12 protein-coding genes are annotated in these 24,292 nt (G+C 61.0%); 5 read left to right on the forward strand and 7 right to left on the reverse strand.

Going from position 1 to position 24,292, the window contains the following annotated elements; translation table 11 throughout:
• The first annotated feature begins 95 nt into the window (after positions 1–95).
• Positions 96–989, forward strand: coding sequence for a LysR family transcriptional regulator (locus tag FBY12_RS11085; protein WP_145252893.1), 894 nt, complete (start codon positions 96–98; stop codon positions 987–989).
• 139 nt (positions 990–1,128) lie between these two features.
• Positions 1,129–1,257, forward strand: a complete 129-nt coding sequence (locus FBY12_RS27850) for a PA1414 family protein (protein WP_256592735.1) — start codon at positions 1,129–1,131, stop codon at positions 1,255–1,257.
• 303 nt (positions 1,258–1,560) lie between these two features.
• On the opposite strand, the gene FBY12_RS11090 is transcribed toward FBY12_RS27850, so the two are convergent.
• From FBY12_RS11090 to speB, 4 genes are all read right to left on the reverse strand, one after another.
• Complete coding sequence (locus FBY12_RS11090) at positions 1,561–2,940, reverse strand: sodium:solute symporter (RefSeq protein WP_121734043.1); 1,380 nt, start codon at positions 2,938–2,940, stop codon at positions 1,561–1,563.
• Between the two features lie 153 nt (positions 2,941–3,093).
• The gene (locus FBY12_RS11095; RefSeq protein WP_145252894.1) at positions 3,094–4,599 is read right to left on the reverse strand and encodes a cytosine permease; all 1,506 of its coding nucleotides are present in this window, start codon (positions 4,597–4,599) and stop codon (positions 3,094–3,096) included.
• Between the two features lie 54 nt (positions 4,600–4,653).
• Positions 4,654–5,076: a nuclear transport factor 2 family protein gene (locus tag FBY12_RS11100; protein WP_145252895.1), complete on the reverse strand. Its 423-nt coding sequence runs from the start codon at positions 5,074–5,076 to the stop codon at positions 4,654–4,656.
• Between the two features lie 10 nt (positions 5,077–5,086).
• Entirely contained in the window at positions 5,087–6,037 is a 951-nt protein-coding gene (speB, locus tag FBY12_RS11105; protein WP_092271595.1) for an agmatinase, read from the reverse strand.
• A gap of 731 nt (positions 6,038–6,768) precedes the next feature.
• On the opposite strand from speB, the gene FBY12_RS11110 reads away from it, so the two are divergent.
• On the forward strand, positions 6,769–7,665 hold the full coding sequence (locus tag FBY12_RS11110; protein WP_092271593.1) for a LysR family transcriptional regulator: 897 nt from the start codon (positions 6,769–6,771) through the stop codon (positions 7,663–7,665).
• Positions 7,666–7,678: 13 nt separating this feature from the next.
• Positions 7,679–8,272, forward strand: coding sequence for a tRNA-uridine aminocarboxypropyltransferase (locus tag FBY12_RS11115; RefSeq protein WP_145252896.1), 594 nt, complete (start codon positions 7,679–7,681; stop codon positions 8,270–8,272).
• Positions 8,273–8,445: 173 nt separating this feature from the next.
• On the opposite strand, the gene FBY12_RS11120 is transcribed toward FBY12_RS11115, so the two are convergent.
• From FBY12_RS11120 to FBY12_RS11130, 3 genes are all read right to left on the reverse strand, one after another.
• A complete protein-coding gene (locus FBY12_RS11120; protein WP_092271589.1) occupies positions 8,446–9,825 on the reverse strand; it encodes an HlyD family type I secretion periplasmic adaptor subunit in 1,380 nt (459 codons plus the stop codon).
• Between the two features lie 9 nt (positions 9,826–9,834).
• Complete coding sequence (locus FBY12_RS11125) at positions 9,835–11,994, reverse strand: type I secretion system permease/ATPase (protein ID WP_145252897.1); 2,160 nt, start codon at positions 11,992–11,994, stop codon at positions 9,835–9,837.
• Between the two features lie 133 nt (positions 11,995–12,127).
• A complete protein-coding gene (locus tag FBY12_RS11130) occupies positions 12,128–13,486 on the reverse strand; it encodes a TolC family outer membrane protein (RefSeq protein WP_092271584.1) in 1,359 nt (452 codons plus the stop codon).
• A gap of 592 nt (positions 13,487–14,078) precedes the next feature.
• Between FBY12_RS11130 and FBY12_RS27730 the strand changes: the two genes are divergently transcribed.
• Positions 14,079–24,185: a retention module-containing protein gene (locus FBY12_RS27730; protein ID WP_145252898.1), complete on the forward strand. Its 10,107-nt coding sequence runs from the start codon at positions 14,079–14,081 to the stop codon at positions 24,183–24,185.
• Positions 24,186–24,292 lie beyond the last annotated feature (107 nt).

Genomic DNA, 24,292 nt, shown 5'->3' on the forward strand with positions numbered 1-24,292 from the left:
TCCTGCAATCGGATCGATGACCGTCAGGCTAGGACTGATTGACTTTCTTTAAAAATGAATAATAGTGAGCAACTTGTTCTGATTTGGAGAGGGTTGTGGAATTCAGCCAATTGCGGATCTTTCAGGCAGTGGCGCAGGAAGGCTCGATCAGCCGCGCCGCCGAACGTCTGCACCGCGTGCCATCGAATCTGTCGACGCGCCTTAAGCAACTGGAAGAGCAGCTCGGCGTAGAGCTTTTCCTCCGTGAGCGTCAGCGTTTGCAGCTATCACCTGCGGGAAAAGTCTTGCTGGACTACACCGCCAAGCTGTTTGCCTTGCACGACGAAGCCAGCGCTGCGGTGCAGGGCGGGCAGCCGGCCGGCGACTTTGTGCTCGGCACCATGTACAGCACGGCGGCGATTCACTTGCCTGGATTGCTTGCGCGTTATCACCGCACTTATCCGGCGGTGAACCTGCAAGTGCAATCCGGCCCCAGTGGCGAACTGCTTGAAGGTCTGCTCACCGGGCGCCTCGACGCGGCGCTGGTGGACGGCCCGCTGCAACTCGCCGGGCTCGACGGCGTGCCGCTGTGCGACGAACGGCTGGTGCTGATCAGCGAGGCCGATCACCCGCCGATCCGCAGTGCGCTGGATGTGGAAGGGCGCCCGGTATTCACTTTTCGCCAGGGTTGTTCGTACCGGATGCGCCTCGAAGCGTGGTTCGCCCATGACCGCGCGGCGATGGGCCGCGCAATCGAGATTGAGTCGTACCCGGGCATGCTCGCGTGCGTGATTGCCGGTTCGGGTGTGGCGCTGATGTCGGAGTCGATGCTCGCCAGCCTGCCGGGCCGCGAGAGCGTTGCGGTGCACCCGCTGGCCGAGCCGTTCGCCAGCGCCACGACGTGGCTGATGTGGCGCAAAGGCATGCTGGGGGCGAATTTGAATGCGTGGGTGGAGCAGCAGCAATTGGTTTATCCAACAGCGCTACCACAGGCTTTGGCGACGGCTTGAACTATCGGTCAATAATTTTGATCAATTCAGTAACAGATCATTGCGATCTTCGGCGAGCATTGCGTAGGACTTCGGACTATTATCAGTGCGAAGTGGCTACAGAATTTTCGCCACTCGGCACTACCCTGAAGGGGGCACCATGAAAGAGAAAATCGAAAACTGGCTGCACGATCTGGGTGTTGCACTCGGTCTGATTGAACCGCCTATGCAACCTGTGCCAATCCGCACGGACGACGAACAGCGCCGACGCCAGCCGCGCCGCCGCTAAGGGCGCTATCCCCCGCAGCTGCCAGCACCGTTTTGTAGCAGCTGCCGAGCACCGCGAGGCTGCGTTCGACTGCGCAGCAGTCGCCGAACCTGGCGCACCTGAATTCCATTTTCACGACGACGTTGTTGCCGAACGCAGCCTCGCGGTGCTCGGCAGCTGCTACAGGTGCGCGTTGTGCCTAGTGCAGGCTGATATTCAGCGGACATCTACTTACATTCCCCCGGTTTTTTCCAGACGAAAAAAAACGGGTGTGGCAACCGACGCCACACCCGTCGAAGAAAACTTCAAGTCGTTACAGCATCCTTACGCAGCGCTGGCCACTACGGCCGGGCGACGCGACAGCAGACTCACCACCACGAAGCTCACCAGACTCACGCCGAGGCTGTAGTAGATCGGCGTGTTGGCGTCGAAACCGTCCTTGACCATGAAGATCAGCGCCGTTGCGAAACCCAGACCCATGCTGGCGATGGCGCCGGAGGTGGTCGCGCGTTTCCAGAAGATCGCGCCCATCAATGGGATCAGCATGCCGCCGACCAACAAGTTGTAAGCCAAGGTCAATGCGCTGATCACGTCGTTAACCACCAGCGCAATCCCGAGGACAGCGATGCCGGTCAGCAGGGTGAACAGGCGGTTAATGCCCAGGCTCGACTGTTTACCGCCGCGCAGTTTTGGCAGCAGGTCTTCGGTCAACGTGGTGGAGGCGGCGAGCAGACCGGCGCTGGCGGTAGACATCATCGCCGCCAGTGCGGCAGCGATCACCAAGCCACGGATGCCGTCCGGCAAAGACAGTTTGACGATGGCGGCGAAGGCGTTGTTGACGTTGTCCAGATCCGGAATCAGCACGTGAGCGGCCATGCCGATCAGCGCGCAGGCGAGGCCGTAAATAATGCAGTAGAAGCCTGCGAAGGTGCCGGCGTACTGGGCGATTTTTGCGGTTTTGACCGTGAACACGCGCTGCCAGATGTCCTGGCCGATCAGAATCCCGAAGAAGTAGATCATGAAGTAGGTGATGATCGTGTCCCAGCCGATCGTGGTGAAATTGAACGCGGTCGATGGCAGTTTCAGCACCAATTCATCCCAGCCGCCGACGCGGTACAGGCAGATCGGCAACAGAATGAACATCAGGCCGACAGTTTTGATCACGAACTGGACGATGTCAGTCAGGGTCAGCGACCACATGCCGCCGATCGCCGAGTAAACCACCACCACACCACCACCGAGCAGCACCGACATCCAGAACGGTAGGTCGAAGAGCACTTGCAGCACGGTGCCGATTGCCAGAATCGAGGTCACGCCGATCATCAGCGCGTACGCCAGCATGATCGCCGCGCTCGCCGAGCGGGCCATCGGGTTATAGCGTTTTTCCAGGACTTGGGTGACGGTGTAAATCTTCAGTTTGAGCAGCGGTTTGGCGAGGAACAGGTTCAGCGCAACGATCCCGCAACCCAGCGCGGCGCACAGCCAGAAACCGGAAATGCCATGCACGTAGCCCAGGCGCACGGTGCCGACGGTCGACGCACCGCCCAGCACGGTGGCGGCCATGGTGCCCATATACAGCGTGGGGCCGAGGTTGCGACCGGCGACGAGGTAATCTTCGTTGGTCTTGGCTTTGCGCATGCCGAAGTAACCGAGCACTAGCATCGCGGCGGCGTAGATGAGGACGACGAATAAATCCAGGGCCATGGTGGCGTGTCTCCGATTGTCTTTTTTATGGTGAGGCTGAAATTCAATTTCCGCAGGAGCGAGGCTTGCCCGCGAAGGGGCTGCGCGGTCGGTCAGACAGACCGCGTTATCGTTCTTCGCGGGCAAGCCTTGCTCCTGCAGGTCATTCGTTAATCAGGCGGCTTGTCGCAGTTCAGGCTCGGTGGCCGTTCCTTTGCTGCGAACATCCTTCGGGCCGAACACTTCGCGTGGTTCCGGAAACATACTCAGCAGCGCCAGGTACACCAGCGACGCCAGTCCCAACGTCACCGGCAGGCTGATGTCGATGCCGCCGGCCAGATCACCCAGCACACCGACGAACTGCCCCGGCAGGTTGACGAAGCACAAACCCACCAGCGCACTCGGGATCCAGGCGCCCAGACCGCGCCAGTTCCAGCCGTGGGTGAACCAGTAACGGCCACCTTTCTCGCCGCGAGTGAACACTTGCAGGTCGTCCGGGCAATAGAAGCCGCGACGCACGACGAGGCCGATGATCATGATCACCATCCAAGGCGTGGTGCAGGTGATGATCAGCACAGCGAAGGTCGAGACGCTCTGCACAAGGTTGGCGGCGAAGCGCCCGATGAAGATGAAAGCGATCGACATCACGCCGATCAGCAACGTCGCTTTGACCCGCGACAACACGCGCGGGAACACGCTGGACATGTCCAGGCCGGTGCCATAAAGGGAAGTGGTGCCGGTCGACATGCCGCCGATCACCGCGATCAGGCACACCGGCAGGAAGAACCAGCTCGGCGAAACTGCCAGCAGGCCGCCGACGTAATTGTTCGCGGCGATGTAGTCCGGTGCCTTGATCGCAACGATGGTCGCGGTGGCGAGGCCGAACAGGAACGGGATCAACGTCGCGAGTTGCGCGCCAATCACCGCCAGCATGATCCGAGCCTTTGGCGTTTCGCGCGGGATGTAGCGCGACCAGTCACCAAGGAATGCGCCGAAGGAAATCGGGTTGCTCATCGCCACCAGCGCGGCACCGATGAAGGCGGCCCAGAAACCCGCCTGGCCGACCGCAACGGTGCCGGCGAACTGGCTGTCGAAGGTTGGCGCGAAAGCAAAGATGCCGAGCAGGAACAGCAGGCTGGCGGCCCAAACCGCGATGCGATTGACCCACAACATGAAGCGGAAACCGTAGATGCACACGGTCAGCACGAGGATCGCGAACAAACCGTAGGCCAGGCCCAGCGTCAGGTCGGTTTCCGGCAGACCGATCAGGCGTTTGGCGCCACCGATCAGCGCATCACCCGAGCTCCACACCGACAACGAGAAAAACGCGATAGCGGTCAGCAGCGACAGAAACGAGCCGACAATCCGCCCGTGCACACCAAAATGCGCACCCGAAGACACGGCGTTGTTGGTGCCGTTGAGCGGACCGAACAGGCCCATCGGCGCCAGAATCAGCGCGCCGAGCACCACGCCCAGTACGATTGCCCACACGCCGGCCTGAAACGACAGCCCGAACAGCACCGGAAAACTGCCGAGCACCGCAGTGGCGAAGGTATTGGCGCCGCCAAAGATCAAGCGAAACAGATCGCTGGGTCTGGCGTCGCGTTCATGGTCGGGGATCTGTTCAACCCCGTTTGTTTCAATGCTGCTAAGGCTTTTTTCTTTGTTGTTGTTATTCATGATCAGCTCCGATCATAAAGGCGCGCTCATCGTGCGTGAGCGTCACCTGTTTGGCTAAGGGGGTGGCAGCCCTTCCGGCATCGCGGACAAATGTTCATGACAGGCCAGCCATAGGCCTTGTTGTTCTTGGCCAGACGTTTGTTTCTTGAAAACAATCGTCTCGCGCTCCTGGCTGAAATGTTGCTCCCCTTGCATGCGCAGCTCGGTGGCCACGTCATGGATGAAAATCGCCACGTCACCGTGCAGGCTGACGAAGGCGTTGCTCGAGGTGCACGAAAGCACTTCGAAGCCATCCTCGGCGCGCCAGTTGTCCCACAACGCCTGATAGGCGTCGCGCGACAACAGCGGCTGTTCGAGGGTGTAGAACACGAAGCTCGCGTCGCTGCTGAACGCAGCGAAATAAGCTTGGCGATCGTTACGGGCGAAGGCGCTCACCAGATTGGCGGCGGCTTGCAAAACCTCATCGCGCTCGTTCATCACCAAGCCCTCAGCGGTGTGCTACGCCAGGCAATACGCAGAGCATTTCGTAGAGCAGATTGGCGGCGAGCAGCGAGGTGTTGCCGGTGGTGTCGTAAGCCGGCGAGACTTCTACCAGATCGCAACCGACGAGGTCGAGGCCCTGGCAACCACGGACGATTTCAATCGCCTGAATGGTGGTCAGACCGCCGATTTCCGGGGTGCCGGTGCCAGGCGCCCAGGCCGGGTCAATGCCGTCGATGTCAAAGCTCAGGTACACCGGGCCGCCGCCGACTTTTTCGCGGACTTCGGCCATCAGCGGTGCCAGGGATTTGTGCCAGCACTCTTCAGCCTGAACCACGCGGAAGCCTTGTTTGCGGCTCCAGTTAAAGTCTTCGGACGTATAACCCTGCGCCCGCAGGCCGATTTGCACGACGCGATCCGGGTCGAGCAGACCTTCTTCGACGGCGCGACGGAACGTGGTGCCGTGGGCGATTTTCTCGCCGAACATGTGATCGTTGACGTCGGCGTGGGCGTCGATGTGCACCAGCCCGACCTTGCCGTGCTTTTTATGGATCGCCCGCAGGATCGGCAGCGTGATGGTGTGGTCGCCGCCGAGGGTCAGCGGGATCACGTCGTGTTCGAGGATGTTGTGGTAGGACTCTTCGATGATGCGCACGGCGTCGAGCAGGTTGAAGGTGTTGATCGCCACGTCACCGATGTCGGCAACCGACAGCGAGTCGAACGGCGCGGCGCCGGTCGCCATGTTGTACGGGCGGATCATCACCGATTCGGCGCGGATTTCGCGAGGTCCGAAACGGGTGCCAGGGCGCAGCGAGGTACCGATGTCCAGCGGCACGCCAATGAAGGCAGCGTCGAGGCCGGCAGCGGTAGGCAAGTGGGGGAGTCGCATCATGGTGGCGATGCCGCCGAAGCGCGGCATTTCGTTGCCGCCCAGTGGTTGGTGAAGAATCTTGTCCACGGGTAGGGCCTCATCGTCGTTGTTTTATTTATGTCGGCGCGCCGTTCTCGGAAGGTCGGGCACCGCTGTGGCCGGATAATGCGAAATGTAGTGGGCAGGAAGAATCGCTACGGGCAAATACTTAGTTCAGATTTTTCTAAACTAATGGCGGAAGGGGGATTAGACTTTGCGGCATTGAGTTTTGTACTCGCCTCAAGAACGACCCCTCACCCTAACCCTCTCCCGGGGGGGGAGAGGGGACTGACCGAGGTGTTCTCGGGAATTACATGGACCTGAAATATCGAATCAAACTCAGGATTTGGAAGCCATGGCTCCCTTTCCCCCTTTTCCTCAGGGGGGAGAGGGGACTGACCGAGGTGTTCTCGGGAATTACATGGACCTGAAATATCGAATCAAACTCAGGATTTGAAAGCCATGGAGATCGGCTCCCTTTCCCCCTCTCCCCGGGGGGGAGAGGGGACTGACCGGGGTGTTCTCGGGAATTTCATCGACCTGAAATATCGAGTCAAACTCAGGATTTGGAAGCCATGGCTCCCTTTCCCCCTTTTCCTCAGGGGGGAGAGGGGACTGACCGAGGTGTTCTCGGGAATTCCATTGACCTGAAATATCGAGTCAAACTCAGGATTTGGAAGCCATGGAGATCGGCTCCCTTTCCCCCTCTCCCCGTGGGGAGAGGGTTGGGGTGAGGGGGGGATTCAACAGGCAACACATTTCTAAAGCCCGGAGCTCCCATGGCCAATGCTTTACCCGACCTGAAACTGTTGCGCATTTTTGTCAGCGTGGTGCGGCATCAGGGGTTTGCCAACGCCCAGCAAGAGTTGAACCTCTCGACCTCGGCGATCAGCACCTACATGAGTCAGCTCGAAGCGGCGCTCGGTCTGGTGCTGTGCCATCGCGGGCGCGGCGGGTTCAGCCTGACCAGCAAAGGCGAGTTGTTCCATCAGGAAACCTTGCGGCTGCTGGGCGAACTCGAAGGTTTCGAGCAATACGCCGCCGCGCTGAAAGGCGAATTGCGCGGCACTCTCAACCTCGGCGTGATCGATTCGACCGTCAGCGACAAGGCCTTGCCGTTCGCCGAAGCCATCGGCGCCTACAGTCAGGAGCACCCGGCGGTGCATTTGCACCTGTCGGTCATGAGCCCTTACGAACTGCAACTCGGCGTGCAGGACAACCGCCTCGACCTCGCCATCGGCGCGTTTTCCACGCGCATGAGCGGGCTGGTCTACATGCCGCTGTACCGCGAACAACACTGGTTGTATTGCAGCAGCCGCCATCCGCTGTTCAGCGAACGGCGCATCCCCGAACAAGTCATCACTCAGCAACGCATGGTCGGCCGGGGTTATTGGAGCCAGGCTGAACTGGCGCGCCACGGCTTCAAACACAGCGCCGCGACCGTCGAAAGTATGGAAGCGCAGCTGATTCTGGTGCTCTCCGGCGCCTACATCGGCTACCTGCCGGAGCACTACGCGCAGGCGTGGGCCGACAAGGGCGATTTGCGCGTATTGCTGCCGGCGACGTTCGGCTATCAGGCGCCGTTCTCGATGATTGTGCGCCGTGGTCGCAGCCGCGAACCGCTGATCCAGACGTTCCGCGATCTGCTTAAAGCGCAGCTCAATCAGGCTGCTTGAAGGAAACGCCCGTATGCCCAGAATCCACTGCCCGCGCTGCCTGCGCCCACAAACCCATTGCTTGTGCCCGCTGATTCCGCGCCTCGACAGTCGCACGCGGGTGTTGCTGTTGCAGCATCCGAGCGAAGTGAACCATGCGTTGAACACCGCTCGGCTGGCGGCGCTGGGGCTGACCAATGCCGAGTTGATTGTCGGCGAAGTATTCGAGGATTTGCCGAGCCTGTTGAGCCGGCCGGGGTATCAGGCGCGGTTGTTGTTCCCGGCCGATGATGCGCAGCCGTTGCAGGCATATGCGGAGAATGAACAGCCGTTATTGCTGGTGGTCCCGGACGGCACATGGCGCAAGGCACGCAAAATGTTGCACCTCAATCCACTGCTGGCGGCGTTGCCGCGCGTGACATTGGCGGACGGCGGGGTGTCGCGGTATCGACTGCGCAAGGCCCCGGAGCCGGGGGCGTTGTCGACGGTGGAAGCGATTGTGCAAGCGCTGCAAACGCTGGAAGCGCCGACCACGTTCGAGCCGTTGCTGAAACCGTTTGAAGCGCTGATCGAAGGGCAGATTGCTGCGATGGGCGAGGAGGTTTTCCAGCGTAATCACGGCGGATGACTTTTTGTGGCAAGCGGCTTGCTGTGGCGAGGGGGCTTGCCCCCGTTCGGCTGCGAAGCAGTCGTAAATCCTGCTAACGCACGCTGTCTGACACAACTGGGCTGAAGGGTTTTGGGGCCGCTTCGCGGCCCAACGGGGGCAAGCCCCCTCGCCACAGGTGGGAACGATCGGCGTTAGCGCTCGCGCATCGCCTCGGTCCGCGCTTTCAGCACCGGTTTGAGCAGGTAATCCAGCACGCTTTTCTCGCCGGTAATAATGTCCACCGTCGCCACCATGCCCGGAATGATCAGCAGCGGTTTGGCGTCGCCGCCCAAATGGTTTTTGTCGGTGCGCACCTGGATCAGATAGAAGCTGTTGCCCTTGTCATCGGTGATCGTGTCGGCGCCAATCAGCTCAAGCTTCGCGCTCAATCCGCCATAAATCGTGTAGTCGTAGGCACTGAACTTGACCATGGCTTTCTGACCAGGGTGCAGGAACGCCACGTCCTGCGGGCGGACCTTGGCTTCGATCAGCAAGTTGTCTTCCAGCGGCACGATTTCCACCATGTCGCTGCCCGGCTGCACCACGCCGCCAATGGTGTTGACCTTCAACACCTTGATGATCCCGTGCACCGGCGACACCACCGTGGTGCGGGTCACGCGGTCCTCGATGGCGATGCTCGACGCGGTGATTTTCGACAGGTCGGTGCGTTTCTCATTCAGCTCCTTGGCCGCGTCCGAGCGGAAAGATTGCTCCGATTCGTCGATCTTGCTTTTGATCTCGTTGATCGCCGATTCCGCCCGAGGGATTGCCAGCGTCGTCGCATTCAGCGAGCCGCGAATTTCCACCGCGCTGCGTTTCAACCGGAGGATTTCCACTGGCGAAACCGCGCCCGTGCCCACCAGCGGCGCCGACATGTTCATCTCTTGATTGAGCAACGCCAGACTCGAACTGAATTGCCCCTGTTTCGAGCGGAATTCCGCCAGTTCCTGAGTTTTTTGCCGAAGTTGTTCTGTCAGCGTGCGCTGCTCACTGGCCAGTCGGCGTTGGCGTTGTTCATACAACGAACGCTCGTCTTCAGCGACTTGCGGTGCCTTGGCGATTACCTCCGGCGACAGCTTGAACGGCCGTCCTTCAGCCTCGGCCGACAGCCGCTCGACTTGCGCGGTCAACGCATAACGATCCGCCTCGCTCTCACCCTTGTTCGACAGAAACCGCGTGTCATCGAGGCGCAGCAGGGTGTCGCCCTTGTTGACCATTTGCCCTTCGCGAACAAAGATTTCGGTGACGATGCCGCCCTCGAGGTTCTGGATGACCTGAATTTTGCTCGACGGAATCGCCTTGCCTTCGCCCATGGTGACTTCTTCGAGCACGGCGAATTTGGCCCAGACCAGTCCGGAAATCAGCAACCCGGCGGCCAGCCACACGGTGATCCGCGACAGGCGCGGCGAATCCTGCAGCGCCGCGCCGGCGGTTTCCGGCATGTATTCGCTTTCCGCACTTTTGCTGAAGCTGCCGAAATAGCCACGATCCTTGGGTGTGTTGTGCGAAGTGTCGGACGATGAACGCGCCATGGGTAGCTCCTAGACCGCCGCAGAGCCGACACGGCCCTTGCGCAATGCATCGATGACCGCTTCTTTCGGACCGTCGGCGACGATCCGCCCGTTGTCCAGCACCACCAGCCGATCCACCAGGCTCAGCATCGACGTGCGATGCGTGACCAGCAGCAGGGTTTTGCCCTCGACCCAGGTGTGCAGTTTTTGCCGCAGAACGTCTTCGCTGCTGTTATCCATGGCGCTGGTTGGTTCGTCGAGCAGCATGATCGGCGGGTCGAGCAACAATGCGCGCGCCAGCAATACCGCTTGGCGCTGACCGCCGGACAGCAACTGGCCGCGCTCACCGACCGGGCGGTCGAAGCCTTGCGGGTGTTGCCGGGCAAGCTCGGTGACACCGGTCAACTCGGCGACTTCGAGCATGCGTGAATCGCTGATGTATCGCGCGCCGAGGGTCAGGTTGTCGCGCAGGCTGCCGGCCAGCAGCGGCAAGTCGTGGGCGACATAACCGATCTGTTGGCGCAGGTCAGCGACGTCGAGTTGCCGCAGGTCGAGACCATCGAGCAGCAGTTGGCCGTCCTCAGGTGTGTAGAAACCCATGACCAGCCGCGCCAGAGTGCTTTTGCCCGAACCGCTACGGCCGATGATGCCGATCCGTTCGCCGGGTTTGACGCTGAAACTGATGTTGGCCAGCGCCGGGGCATTCTGGCCGTTGTAGTGGAATGTCACGCCGTTGATGTCCATCGCGCCTTGCAGCTGCGTGCGCTCCAGCGGCCGTTTCTTGGCGTCGCGTTCCTGCGGCAGCGACATCAGCGCGTCGGTGCTTTTCATGGTCAGTTGCGCTTGCTGGTAACGGGTGATCAAACCGGCGATCTGCCCCAGCGGCGCGAGCACGCGGCTGCCGAGCATGTACGTCGCGACCAGCGCGCCGACGCTGAGGTTGCCGGCGATGATGCTGTAGACCCCGGCGACGATGGTCGCCATGCCGGAGAATTGCTGGATGAACAGCGTGCCGTTGGTCGCCAGCGCCGAGAGATTGCGCGCGTGGCTGTCGAGGCGGGTGAGGGCGCCGTGGGTGCTTTCCCATTTGTGCTGGCGTTCGCTTTCAGCGCTGCACGCCTTGAGCGTTTCCAGGCCGCCGAGGGTTTCGATCAGCAATGCCTGGCGTTCGGCGCCGAGGCTCAAACTCTTCTGCACGGTGTCGCGCAGACGCACCTGGATGATCATCGCGAAAATGATCGTGATCGGAAACGCCAGCAGCGGAATCACCACCAGCCAGCCGCCGAGCAACCCGATGACGACCAGCATCAGCACGGCAAACGGCAGGTCGATCAGGCTGGTCAGGGTGACCGCAGTCAGAAACTCGCGCAGGCCCTGGAAGTCATGAATGCTCTGGGCAAAACCGCCGATGGTCGCCGGCCGCGACTTCATCGACATGCCGGTGATGCGTTCGAACAGCGTCGCCGAAAGAATCACGTCGGTTTTCTTGCCGGCGGTGTCCAGCAGATGCGCGCGGACCACGCGCAGCACCAGTTCAAATCCGGTGCCGATCAACAGACCGATCGCCAACACCCATAGGGTTGAAGTCGCCTGGTTCGGCACCACGCGGTCGTAAGTCTGCATGACGAACAGCGGGACCATCAGCCCCAGCAGGTTGATCAGGAAACTCGCAAGAATCGCGTCGCTGTACAGCCATTTCGACAGTTTCAGCGTGTCGCGAAACCACGCCTCGACCCGCGGCACCAGTGGGGAGCGCAGGTCTTCGAGTTCATGGCGCGGCCGGGCGAATAACGCCTGGCCGCTGTAATTGGGGGTCAGCTCTTCGAGGCTGACCCATTGTTCGCCGCCCTCGGCTTCGCTGGGCAGAATCAACAGTTGCCCATCATCACCAAAGCGCCGCAGCACGGCGGTGCGACCATTGTTGAGCAGCAACAGCACCGGCAAGTTGAGCGCAGAAATATCCGCCAGATCACGGCGCAGCAAACGCGCCTGCAAACCGGCCCGAGCGGCTGCGCGCGGCAGCAGGTCGAGGCTCAGGCGTTGCTTGTGCAGCGGCAGCCCGGCACTCAGGCTGGCGCGACTGACCGCCGCGCCATGCAATTTGCAGAGAATCAGCAGACCGTCCAGAAGCGGGTCATCGAAGCTCAGGCGCGGGTCAACACCCGTGTTGCCGGGTTCCATGCTGGTCAAATCGAGCGCTCCCGTTGTTGGCAAAGACATCTACACATCGCCTCGCGCACGGAGCTGCCGAAGGCTGCGAGGTTTTGTCACCGGGATTTAGCCCCGGAACAAAAACTGCAGCCTGCGAGAGCAACTGCTGGGGTTATCTCAGTTCTGGCAAACGCGCTTCGTTCTTCACTTCGCTGGAGGCGATCGCGTCGGCAGGCAACACCACGCGTTGTTTGCTCAGCAACAGGCCCATGTTCGAGAGCACGCGGTACATCGAGTATTCCTCGGTGTAGCGCACTTCGGTGTAGCGACGGTTGGCGTTGTAGAGCTCGTTTTCACTGTCGAGCAAGTCGAGCAGGGTGCGCTGGCCGAGGCCGAACTGGTCCTGATACGCCGCACGTACGCGTCGAGTGGTCTCGGCGTATTCGCGAGCGGTCGGGGTTTGTTTCTTCGCATTGACCATGGCGTTCCACGCCAGGTGAATGTTTTCGTTGAGCTGGCGCAGGGCGTTGTTGCGGATGTCCATGGCCTGATTGATCTGGTGCGCATCGGACGCCAGACGCGCCTTGTCGCTGCCGCCACGGAACAGGTTGTAGTTCATCACCACGCCGACACGCCACTCGTTGTCGTGACCTTCGTCGCCCTGCACGTTGTTGTTCGCGCCGACTGCCGCTTCAGCGTCGAAGCGCGGGTAGAACGGCGACTTGGCCACTTCGTACTGGCTCTCGGCCGACTGTACGTCAGCCTGCGCGGATTTCAGGTACGGGTTGTTTTCGACCATGCTCTGCTGGGCTTCCGGCAGGGTGTTCGGCAACTCGCCACGGGTCGATGCCGGGGCTTCGAGCTCATCCGGCATGCGCCCGACGACGTTGAAGAAGTTCGACTCGGCGTCGGCCAGATCCACTTCAGCGGTGTCGAGGTTGTTCTGCGCCAATGCGCGACGGGCGGACGACTGATCGGAGTCGGCGTTGCTGCCGACGCCGCGCTGGGTGCGCAGGCCGATCTGGTCGTTGACGCGCATGTGCGCCTGCAAGTTGTTGGTCGCCAGCGTCACCAGTTCGCGGCGTTTGAGCACTTCGAGGTAAACCTCGATGGTGCGCAAGGCCAGATCCTGAGCGGTGCCCTGGGCGTAATAGGCACGGGAGTTGGACACACCTTTGGTGCGCTCGACTTCATTGGAGGTGTTGAAACCATCGAACAGCATCTGCCGCAGACGCAGCTCCGACTGGGTGTACGTGAGGATTTCGGTGTTGTGGTTGCCGAACGCCCGAGTGTTGGTGTTATCGCTGTAGCCGCGCCCGTAAGCGGCGTTCAAATCCACCGACGGATAGAAGCCCCCTTTGGCGACTTTCACTTGTTCATCGGCCGAAAGGCGCGCGTCCACACGCGAAGCAAGCTCGGGGTGAGTTGCGATGGTGCTTTGGATCGCATCGGTCAATGACATGGCCTGAGCCTGGGAAGTGCAGGCCATGGCCAGCAAAATCGCGCTGCAGAGGGGGGTAAAGAGGCGCATGGGTACTTCTCCCTTGTTTCCTGATGGTGCTTAACTGTCGTCAAATGTTTGACGTTATTTTTAGTAAAACCGTTTCACTCTTGTAACAACAGAGCTAAGAACATTCTAGCGAAAACCTAAGAAGATTTTCTTCTAATGCTTATTCCAAAAAAAACTTATGCGCTCTAAAAAATCCGGCACATTGTTCAAACCGAAAGCCCTTGAATTACTAGCCTTACAGAGCTTGCAGGGGTTTTAAGGAAAGTTCCATCCACTTAGCGAAAAAGAGTGGAGAAGTGTTGGAGGGGAGGGAAGTGGGACGGTTTTCGAGCGGCATTTTTTTGTCACTCGAGTGATTCAAAACCGTTACGCATCGTTCGCCGGGAGATTTTTCCGCTGGTAAGACCCAATGCCATTGATTGCACAGGGTTTTTATTCCAGACAGGACTAGTTGGCCCGCGAGCGAAACGCCTGAGGAGAACGTTGTCGGAAACGCGATTTACCTCGGTAAACGCTTTTTGATTGACGATCCGTCGGGTGGACCGCTTCGCCGTCAGCACGTTTTTCACACCACCAGGTGCCGACAGCGGTTGGCAGCGCAGGAGATTTGCACATGGCTACGCTCATCGGAATCGTCAGTAAGGTTATTGGTCAGGTGTTTGCGGTCGCGAGCGACGGTACCCGGCGTGCATTGATCGAGGGCGACAGACTGTTCGCCGGCGATCAATTAGTCACCGGGGCTGAAGGCAGGGTGGCTGTGCATCTGCAAAATGGCCAGGAACTGACGCTCGGGCGTGGCAGCAGCCTGCAACTGACCGCACAACTGCTCGCGCATCAGGCGCCGCATGTCGAAACTGCCGATGCGGTGACGCCAAGTCAGGGTCAACTGACGGATGTCGAGCAACTGCAACAAGCCATCGCCGCCGGCGAAGACCCGACCAAGGTCGGCGAAGCCACAGCGGCCGGTCCGGAAGGCACGACCACACCGGGTGGTGCGGCGGGCGGCGGGCACAGTTTTGTGTTGCTGGAAGAAGTCGGTGGCCGGGTTGATCCGAGCATCGGTTTCCCGACCGAAGGCTTCGGTGGCATTCCGGAGTTTCCGGAAGAGCGGCGCAACCCCGACATCGATCAGGCTGACGACGCGCCTGTAGTGGTCGTGCCGCCCGTGAACAACATCGTCACCCTCGGCGGTCTCGACAATGCCGGCGGCGAGTTGAACCTCAACGAAGCCAATCTGCCCGACGGCTCGGCGGCCAATTCGGCGGCCCTGACGCAGAGCGGCACCTTCACGGTGAACGCGGCCGATGGCGTGCAGAGCCTGAGCATCGGCGGCATCAACGTGATCAGCGGCGGTGTGGCGGCGGGCTTCCCGCAATCGATCACCACGCAACTCGGCAACACCCTGACCATCACCGGTTACAACCCGGCGACCGGCGTCGTCAGCTACAGCTACACCCTCACCGGCAACGAAACCCATTCGGCCGGCGATGGCGCCAATAACCTCAGCGAACAATTTACCGTGGTCGCCGTCGACACCAATGGCGACACCGCCACCGGTTCGCTGGACGTCAACATCACCGACGATGTGCCGCTCGCCGTCGACGACAACAACGGCGTCGCTTCCGAGACGCTGTTGACGCTCACTGGCAACGTGCTGACCAACGACGTGCAGGGCGCCGATCGCGTGCCTGTCGGGCCGAACAGCGGCCCGGTCACCCCCGGCACGTTCACCGGGACTTACGGCACGTTGGTGCTGAATGCCAACGGCACGTACACCTACACGCTGAACACCAGCGACGCCGATTTCAAAGCGCTGACCGGTGGCGGCAACGGCACCGAAACGTTCGCCTACACCCTCACCGATGCGGACGGCGACAGCAGCACCGCCAACCTGGTGCTGCAGATCCACAACAACGACGATCCCGTGAGCATCGACGGCCTGAACATTGGCGGCGGCGAGCTGACCATCTTCGAGAAAAACCTCAGCGAAGGCAGTGCACCGGATGCGGCAGCACTGACGCAAAACGGTACGTTCACCATCACCGCGCTGGACGGCGTGCAGACGTTGACGATCGGCGGCATCAGCGTTGTCAGCGGTGGCGTGGCGGCAGGTTTTCCGCAATCGATTTCGACCGGCCTGGGCAACACGCTGACGATTACCGGGTTCGATGCGACGACCGGTGTGGTCAGTTACAGCTACACGTTGAATGGCAACGAAGCGCATCCGGACGCCAATGGTGCGAATGGTTTGCCTGAGCAATTTGCGGTCACCGTGGTCGACGACAACGGCACCACAGCCACCGGTTCGCTGGACGTCAACGTCATCGACGATGTGCCGCAAGCCGTCAACGACACGAACGCTGATATCGCTTCGGAAACCCTGCTGACGCTGAACGGCAACGTGCTGACCAACGACGTGCAAGGTGCCGATCGCGTCGCCACTGGCCCGATCACTCCAGGCACATTCGCCGGGACTTACGGCACGTTGGTGTTGAACTCAAACGGCACTTACACCTACACGCTCAACACCACCGACGCCGACTTCAAAGCGCTGACCGGTGGTGGCGACGCCACGGAAAACTTCACCTACACGTTGACCGATGCCGATGGCGATACCAGCACCGCAACGCTGGTGCTGCAGATCCACAACAACGACGATCCAGTGACGATTGACGGCCTGAATGTCGTTGGCGGTGAACTCACCGTATTCGAGAAAAACCTCGAACTCGGCAGCGCACCCGACTCCGCAGCACTGACGCAAAACGGCACCTTCACCATCACCGCGCTGGACGGCGTGCAGACGTTGACGATCGGCGGCATCAGCGTAGTCAGCGGTGGCGTGTCTGCCGGATTCCCGCAATCAATCGCCACAGGTTTGGGCAACACCCTGACCATCACTGGCTTCGACCCAGCTACCGGCGTCGTCAGTTACAGCTACACCCTCAACGCCAACGAAGCACACGCGAATGCCGACGGCGCGAACAATCTGCCTGAGCAATTCGCCGTCACCGTAGTCGACGATAACGGCACCACGGCAACCGGTTCGCTGGACGTCAATGTCATCGACGATGTGCCGCAAGCAGTCAACGACAGCAACGCTGATATCGCGTCCGAAACCTTGCTGACGCTGAATGGCAACGTGCTGACCAACGATGTGCAAGGTGCCGATCGCGTCGCCACTGGCCCGATCACTCCAGGCACATTCGCCGGGACTTACGGCACGTTGGTGTTGAACGCAAACGGCACATACACCTACACGTTGAATACCACCGACGCCGATTTCAAAGCGCTGACCGGTGGCGGCGACGGCACGGAAAACTTCACCTACACGCTGACCGATGCCGACGGCGATACCAGCACCGCAACTTTGGTTTTGCAGATCCACAACAACGACGATCCAGTGACGATTGACGGCCTGAATGTCGCTGGCGGCGAACTCACCGTTTTCGAAAAAAACCTCGAACTCGGCAGCGCACCGGACAGCGCTCAACTCACCCAAAACGGCACCTTCACCATCACCGCGCTGGACGGCGTGCAGACGTTGACCGTCGGCGGCATCAGCGTGGTCAGCGGCGGCGTGTCCGCCGGATTCCCGCAGTCAATCGCCACCGGTTTGGGCAACACGCTGACCATCACCGGGTTCGACGCAACCACCGGCGTCGTCAGCTACAGCTACACCCTCAACGCCAACGAAGCCCACCCAAATGCCGACGGCGCCAACAACCTGCCTGAGCAATTTGCAGTCACCGTTGTCGATGACAATGGCACCACGGCAACCGGTTCGCTGGACGTCAACGTCATCGACGATGTACCGCAAGCCGTCAATGACACGAACGCTGATATCGCATCCGAAACCCTGCTGACGCTCAACGGCAACGTGCTGACCAACGACGTGCAAGGCGCGGATCGCGTTGCTATTGGCCCGATCACCCCAGGCACATTCGCCGGTACTTACGGCACGTTGGTGTTGAACGCCAACGGCACGTACACCTACACCCTGAACACCACCGACGCCGACTTCAAAGCGCTGACCGGTGGTGGCGACGGCACGGAAAACTTCACCTACACGCTGACCGATGCCGACGGCGATACCAGCACCGCAACGCTGGTGTTGCAGATCCACAACAACGACGATCCAGTGACGATTGACGGCCTGAATGTCGCTGGCGGCGAACTCACCGTTTTCGAGAAAAACCTCGAACTCGGCAGCGCACCGGACTCCACCGCACTGACGCAAAACGGCACCTTCACCATCACCGCGCTGGACGGCGTGCAAACGTTAACTGTCGGCGGAATCGCTGTCGTCAGCGGCGGCGTGTCTGCGGGATTCCCGCAATCAATCGCCACCGGTTTGGGCAACACCCTGACCATCACTGGGTTCGACCCAGCTACCGGCGTCGTCAGCTACAGCTACACCCTGAACGCCAACGAAGCACATGCGAATGCCGACGGCGCCAACAACCTGCCTGAGCAATTTGCTGTCACCGTGGTCGACGATAACGGCACCACGGCAACCGGTTCGCTGGACGTCAACGTCATCGACGATGTGCCGCAAGCCGTCAACGACACGAACGCTGATACCGCTTCGGAAACTTTGCTGACGCTCAACGGCAACGTGCTGACCAACGACGTGCAAGGCGCGGATCGCGTCGCCACTGGCCCGATCACCCCAGGCACATTCGCCGGTACTTACGGCACGTTGGTGTTGAACGCCAACGGCACTTACACCTACACGTTGAATACCACCGACGCCGATTTCAAAGCGCTGACCGGTGGCGGCGATGGCACGGAAAACTTCACCTACACGCTGACCGATGCCGATGGCGATACCAGCACCGCAACGCTGGTGCTGCAGATCCACAACAACGACGATCCAGTGACAATTGACGGCCTGAATGTCGCTGGTGGCGAACTCACCGTATTCGAGAAAAACCTCGAACTCGGCAGCGCACCGGACTCCAACGCGCTGACCCAAAACGGTACCTTCACCATCACTGCGCTGGACGGCGTGCAGACGTTAACTGTCGGCGGAATCGCTGTTGTCAGCGGCGGCGTGTCTGCGGGATTCCCGCAATCAATCGCCACCGGTTTGGGCAACACCCTGACCATCACTGGCTTCGACCCAGCTACCGGCGTCGTCAGCTACAGCTACACCCTGAACGCCAACGAAACCCACGCGAATGCCGACGGCGCGAACAACCTGCCTGAGCAATTCGCAGTCACGGTAGTCGACGATAACGGCACCACCGCCAATGCAACGCTCGACGTCAACATCATTGACGACCTGCCGCAGGCCGCCAATGACAGCAACGCCAGCACCGCCTCGGAAAGCTTGCTGACGCTCAACGGCAACGTCCTCACCAACGACGTGCAAGGCGCCGACCGCGTAGCTACCGGGCCGAATGCCGGGCCTGTCACTCCAGGCACCTTCACCGGTACTTACGGCACCCTAGTCCTCAACGCCAACGGCACGTACACCTACACCCTCAACACCAGCGACGCCGATTTCAAAAACCTGCACGGCGGCGGCAACGGCACGGAAACGTTCGCCTACACGCTGACCGATGCCGACGGCGATACCAGCACCGCCAATCTGGTGCTGAACATCCACAACAACGATGACCCAGTGACCCTCAACGGCCTCGACGTCGCGGGCGGCGAGCTGACTGTTTACGAGAAAAACCTCAGCGACGGCACCAGCCCCAACACTTCGGCGCTGACCCAAAGTGGCAGTTTCACCGTCACCGCGCTCGACGGTTTGCAAACCTTGACCGTGGGCGGGCTCAACATTGTCAGCGGCGGCGTGGTCGCCGGTTTCCCGCAATCGATCGTCACACCGCTCGGGAGCACGTTGACCGTCACCGGTTACAACGAAATTACCGGCGTGGTCAGCTACAGCTACACGCTGGTGGATAACGAAACCCATCCAAACGCCAACGGCGCCAACAGCATCACGGAAAACTTCACCGTGGTGGCGACCGACACCGACGGCAGCACGGCGACCGACCAGATTAACGTCAATATCGTCGACGATCTGCCGGCCGCACATCCGGACAGCGCAACAGTGGCGGAGGGCGCAACCATCTCCGGCAATGTGCTGGATAACGACATTGGCGGCGCCGACGGCCCGGCGCTCAGCGGCGCGGTAGTGGGCGTTCGTGTTGGCGGCGACACCTCGACCTCGGCCATCGGCGGCTTGGGCACCAACATCAACGGCACCTACGGTTACCTGACGCTGGACGCCAACGGCAACGCGGTTTATCACAGCAACCCGAACGCGGTGAACGGCCCGGGCGCCACCGATGTGTTCACCTACACCGTGCGCGATGCCGATGGCGATGAAAGCACCACGACCATCACCATCGACGTGTCGAACAGCTGCATCAAAGCGGTCAGCGACAGCGACGTCACGGTCTACGAAAAAGCCCTCGACCTGACGAAGGATGGCCAGGACTTGGCGGCCGGCACCGTGGTCGGCAGCGATCCGACCAGCAGCGGCGAAACCGCCAGCGGCACGTTGGTCGGCTCGGTCACTGGCGCTATCGGCGCGATCACTTACAGCCTGGTTGGCACCGCCAATGGCAACTATGGGCAGATCCAGCTCAACCCGAACGGCACGTACACCTACACCCTGACATCGCCGGCCAGCACCACGCCGCACGCCAACGATGGCGCGAACACGTTGACCGAAAGCTTCACTTATCAGGCCACCGATTCGCTGGGCAACATCACCAGCAGCACCATCGTCGTCAACATCGTCGATGACGTGCCGAAAGCCGTGAATGACAGCAACGTCGCCACCGCTTCGGAAAGCCTGTTGACCCTCAATGGCAACGTGCTGACCAACGACATTCAAGGAGCCGACCGCGTTGCAACCGGTCCGAATGCAGGACCTGTGACCCCAGGCACTTTCACCGGGACTTACGGCACTTTGGTGCTGAACGCCAACGGCACTTACACCTACACGCTGGACAGCAATGACGCCGACTTCAAAAACCTGCACGGCGGCGGCAATGGCACCGAAACTTTTGCCTACACCCTGACCGATGCCGACGGCGATACCAGTACCGCCAACCTGGTGCTGAACATCCACAACAACAACGATCCGGTGACGCTCAATGGCCTCGACGTCACGGGCGGAGAGCTGACCGTCTACGAGAAAAACCTCAGCGAACGCACCAGCCCCAATCCGTCAGCGCTGACCCAGAACGGTACGTTCACCGTCACCGCCCTCGACGGTCTGCAAACCCTGAGCGTCGGCGGGATCAACGTGGTCGTCGGTGGCGTGGCGACAGGCTTGCCGCAGTCGATCGCCTCGCCGCTCGGCAGCACGTTCACCATCAACAGCTACAACGCAACCACCGGCGTGATCAGCTACAGCTACACCCTGCTCGATAACGAAAACCATTCGACTGCGAATGGCGCCAACAGCCTCACGGAAAACTTCACCGTGGTGGCGACCGACACAGATGGCAGCACCGCGTCGGGGCAGATCAACGTCAACATCGTCGATGACCTGCCGACCGCTGCTGCCGACACTGGCACCGCGATCGAAGGTGCGACCGTCAACCTCAGCGTGCTCGGCAACGACGTGCTCGGTGCCGATGGCGCGGCAGCGGGCGGCGCGGTGATCGGCGTGCGCGCTGGCAGCAACACCGGCACCTCGGCGGTGGGCGGGCTGGGCACCAACATCAATGGCACCTACGGTTACCTGACGCTGGATGCGGCGGGCAACGCGGTGTATCACGCCAATCCCAACTCGGTGGGCGTGGCCGGTGCAACCGACACGTTCGTCTACACCGTGCGCGATGCCGACGGCGATGAAAGCACCACCACGATCAAAATCAATGTCACCGACAGCGGCCTCAAAGCGGCGGTCGATCAGGACGTAACGGTCTTCGAAAAAGCCCTCGACCTGAGCAAAGACGGCCTCGACCTGGCGCCCGGCACCGTCATCGGCAGCGATCCGGGCAACACCGGCGAAACCGCCACCGGCACGCTGGTCGGCGCCGTCACTGGCGGCAGCGGCGCGTTGACTTACAGCCTGGTCGGCAGCGCCACGGGCACTTACGGGCAGATGCTGCTCAACGCGGACGGCAGCTACACCTACACGCTGACTTCGGCGCCGAAAACTTCGCCGAGCGCCAACAATGGCGCGGATACCCTGAGCGAAAGTTTCACTTACAAAGCCACCGACGCGCTCGGCAACAGCACCACCAGCACCATCGTCGTCAACATCGTCGATGACGTGCCAAGAGCTGTGGCGTCTGAGCGTTCGGTGACCGCGGTGGAAATCGATTCCAACCTGCTGCTGGTGATCGACGTGTCCGGCAGTATGGCGGACGCTTCCGGTGTGCCGGGCCTGTCGCGCATGGCGCTGGCCAAACAGGCGATCAGTGCACTGCTCGACAAGTACGACGACCTAGGTGATGTGCGCGTGCAGATCGTCACCTTCAGCAGCAGCGCCGCCGACAAGACCCCGATCTGGGTCGATGTCGCCACGGCGAAGTCGATCATTGCGACGCTGACGGCGGGCGGCGGCACCAACTACGACGCGGCAGTGGCGGCGGCGAAACTGGCGTTCAACACCTCCGGGCAACTGACCGGTGCGCAGAACGTCGGCTACTTCTTCTCCGACGGCAAACCTACCAGCGGCCAGGAAACCGGCAGCGCCGATGAAGCGGCGTGGAAGGCTTTCCTCGACGCCAACGGCATCAAGAACTACGCGATTGGCCTGGGCAGTGGCGTCAGCAGTGCCAACCTCAATCCGCTGGCGTACGACGGCAGCACCCACACCGACACCAACGCGGTGGTGGTGACCGATCTCAACCAGCTCAACTCGGTGCTGTCGGGCACCGTGCAGGGCGCGCCAGTCACCGGCACCTTGCTGGATGGCGGCACGTTCGGCGCGGATGGCGGTTTCATCAAATCCATCGTCGTCGATGGCACCACCTACACCTATGACCCGAAAGCCAACGGCAATCAGGGCTCGCTGAACTTCAGCGGCGGCGCCAACAAAGGCACGTTCAACACCGTCGACAACACCCTGAGCATCGCCACCAACAACAGCGGCACGCTGGTGGTGAACCTCGACACCGGCGAATACAACTACATCTCGCAGAAAACCACGGCGGTGGTGATCACCGAGAACATCGGTTTCACCGTCAGCGACAATGACGGCGACCTGGCCAGTTCGTCGCTGACCATCAAAGTGATCCCGAACGCGGCGCCAGTTGCGGCCGATGACAACGTCATCACCAACGTGCTGTCGAACAACATCGTGGTCCCGGGCGAACTGCTGCTGGCCAACGACACCGACGCCAATGGCGATCCGAAAACCGCGACACCGACCACGTTCAACACCGGTTGGGTGGCCAAGGGTGCCGACTTCACCGGGATTGGCGCGGTCAGTTTTACCGGCACCGGCAACGTTGCGGCGAATCAGGCACTGGCCGATGTGCGCAATCTGTTCGCGGCCAACTCCGCAACGATGACCGCCGTGCTACTGGTCAGCGGCTATCTGGGCGCGGTCACCACGGCTAACGCCAACGACGAAGACATGATCACCGTGAAACTGAAAGAGGGCGAAACCCTCAATCTCGATCACAACCTGGCCGCCGGTCATGTCGCCATGGAGTACTCGCTCAACGGTGGCGCGTTCGTCGCGATTGCCGATGGCGGCACCATCAACGCGACGTCCGATGGCACCTACCGGATTCACGTGACCAACATCACCAACACCAGCGGCAGCAGCACCACGGCCGCCGAAAACTATCAGTTGTCGATGAAGATCAACTACGCCGGCGCGCATGATCTGACGCCGGACTTCCACGGCACTTACACCGCCAACGATAACCATGGCGGCAGCGACACGGCTAACGTGACCATCAGCTATCAGGATGGCCATACCCTCACCGGTACGGCGGGCGATGACGTGTTGGTGGCCGGCACCGGCAACAACATCATCAACGCCGGCGATGGCAACGACGTGCTCACCGCCGGCAACGGCAACAACGAGCTGCACGGTGGCGCTGGCAACGATTTGCTCTACAGCGGTCTGGGCAATGACCTGCTCGATGGCGGCGCTGGCAGCGACACCGCCAGTTATGGCCATGCCACCGCCGGGGTCACGGTCGATCTGAGCCTGCTGACTGCGCAAAACACCTTCGGCGCCGGCACCGATACGCTGCTGGGTATCGAGAACCTCACCGGTTCCAACTTCAACGACACCTTGCGCGGTAACAACAACAGCAACGTGATCAACGGTGGTCTGGGCAACGACGTGCTCAACGGTGGCGGCGGCGATGATTTCCTGATCGGCGGCCTCGGCAACAACACCTTGACCGGTGGCGCTGGCGCCGACACGTTCAAATGGCTGGCGGGCAACAGCGGCCATGACCTGATCACCGACTTCACCCCAGGCACCGATCAGCTCGACCTGTCACAACTGCTACAAGGGGAGAACGGTACGGCCGCTTCGCTGGATGACTACCTGCACTTCAAAGTCACCGGCAGCGGCGCGTCGCTGGTCACCAGCATCGACGTCGGCGCCATGGCCGGCGCCACGCCGAACCAGACCATCGATCTGGCCGGCGTCAACCTCGCCAGCCAGTACGGTGTAACGCCGGGCGCGGGTGGTGTGGTAGCGGGCGGACACGACACGGCGACGATCATCACTGGCATGCTCAGTGACCACTCGCTGAAGGTCGATACCGTGTGATGCCGCAGGGCTGAAACGACAAAACCCGCCATCCCTTGAATGGGGATGGCGGGTTTTTTTGTCTGGTTTTAGTCAAGCGGTGAGGGCGGACGAGTTTGCGAAACACC

Origin of the sequence: Pseudomonas sp. SJZ131 (assembly GCF_007828705.1) — a bacterium.
GTDB classification, from domain to species: domain Bacteria; phylum Pseudomonadota; class Gammaproteobacteria; order Pseudomonadales; family Pseudomonadaceae; genus Aquipseudomonas; species Aquipseudomonas prosekii.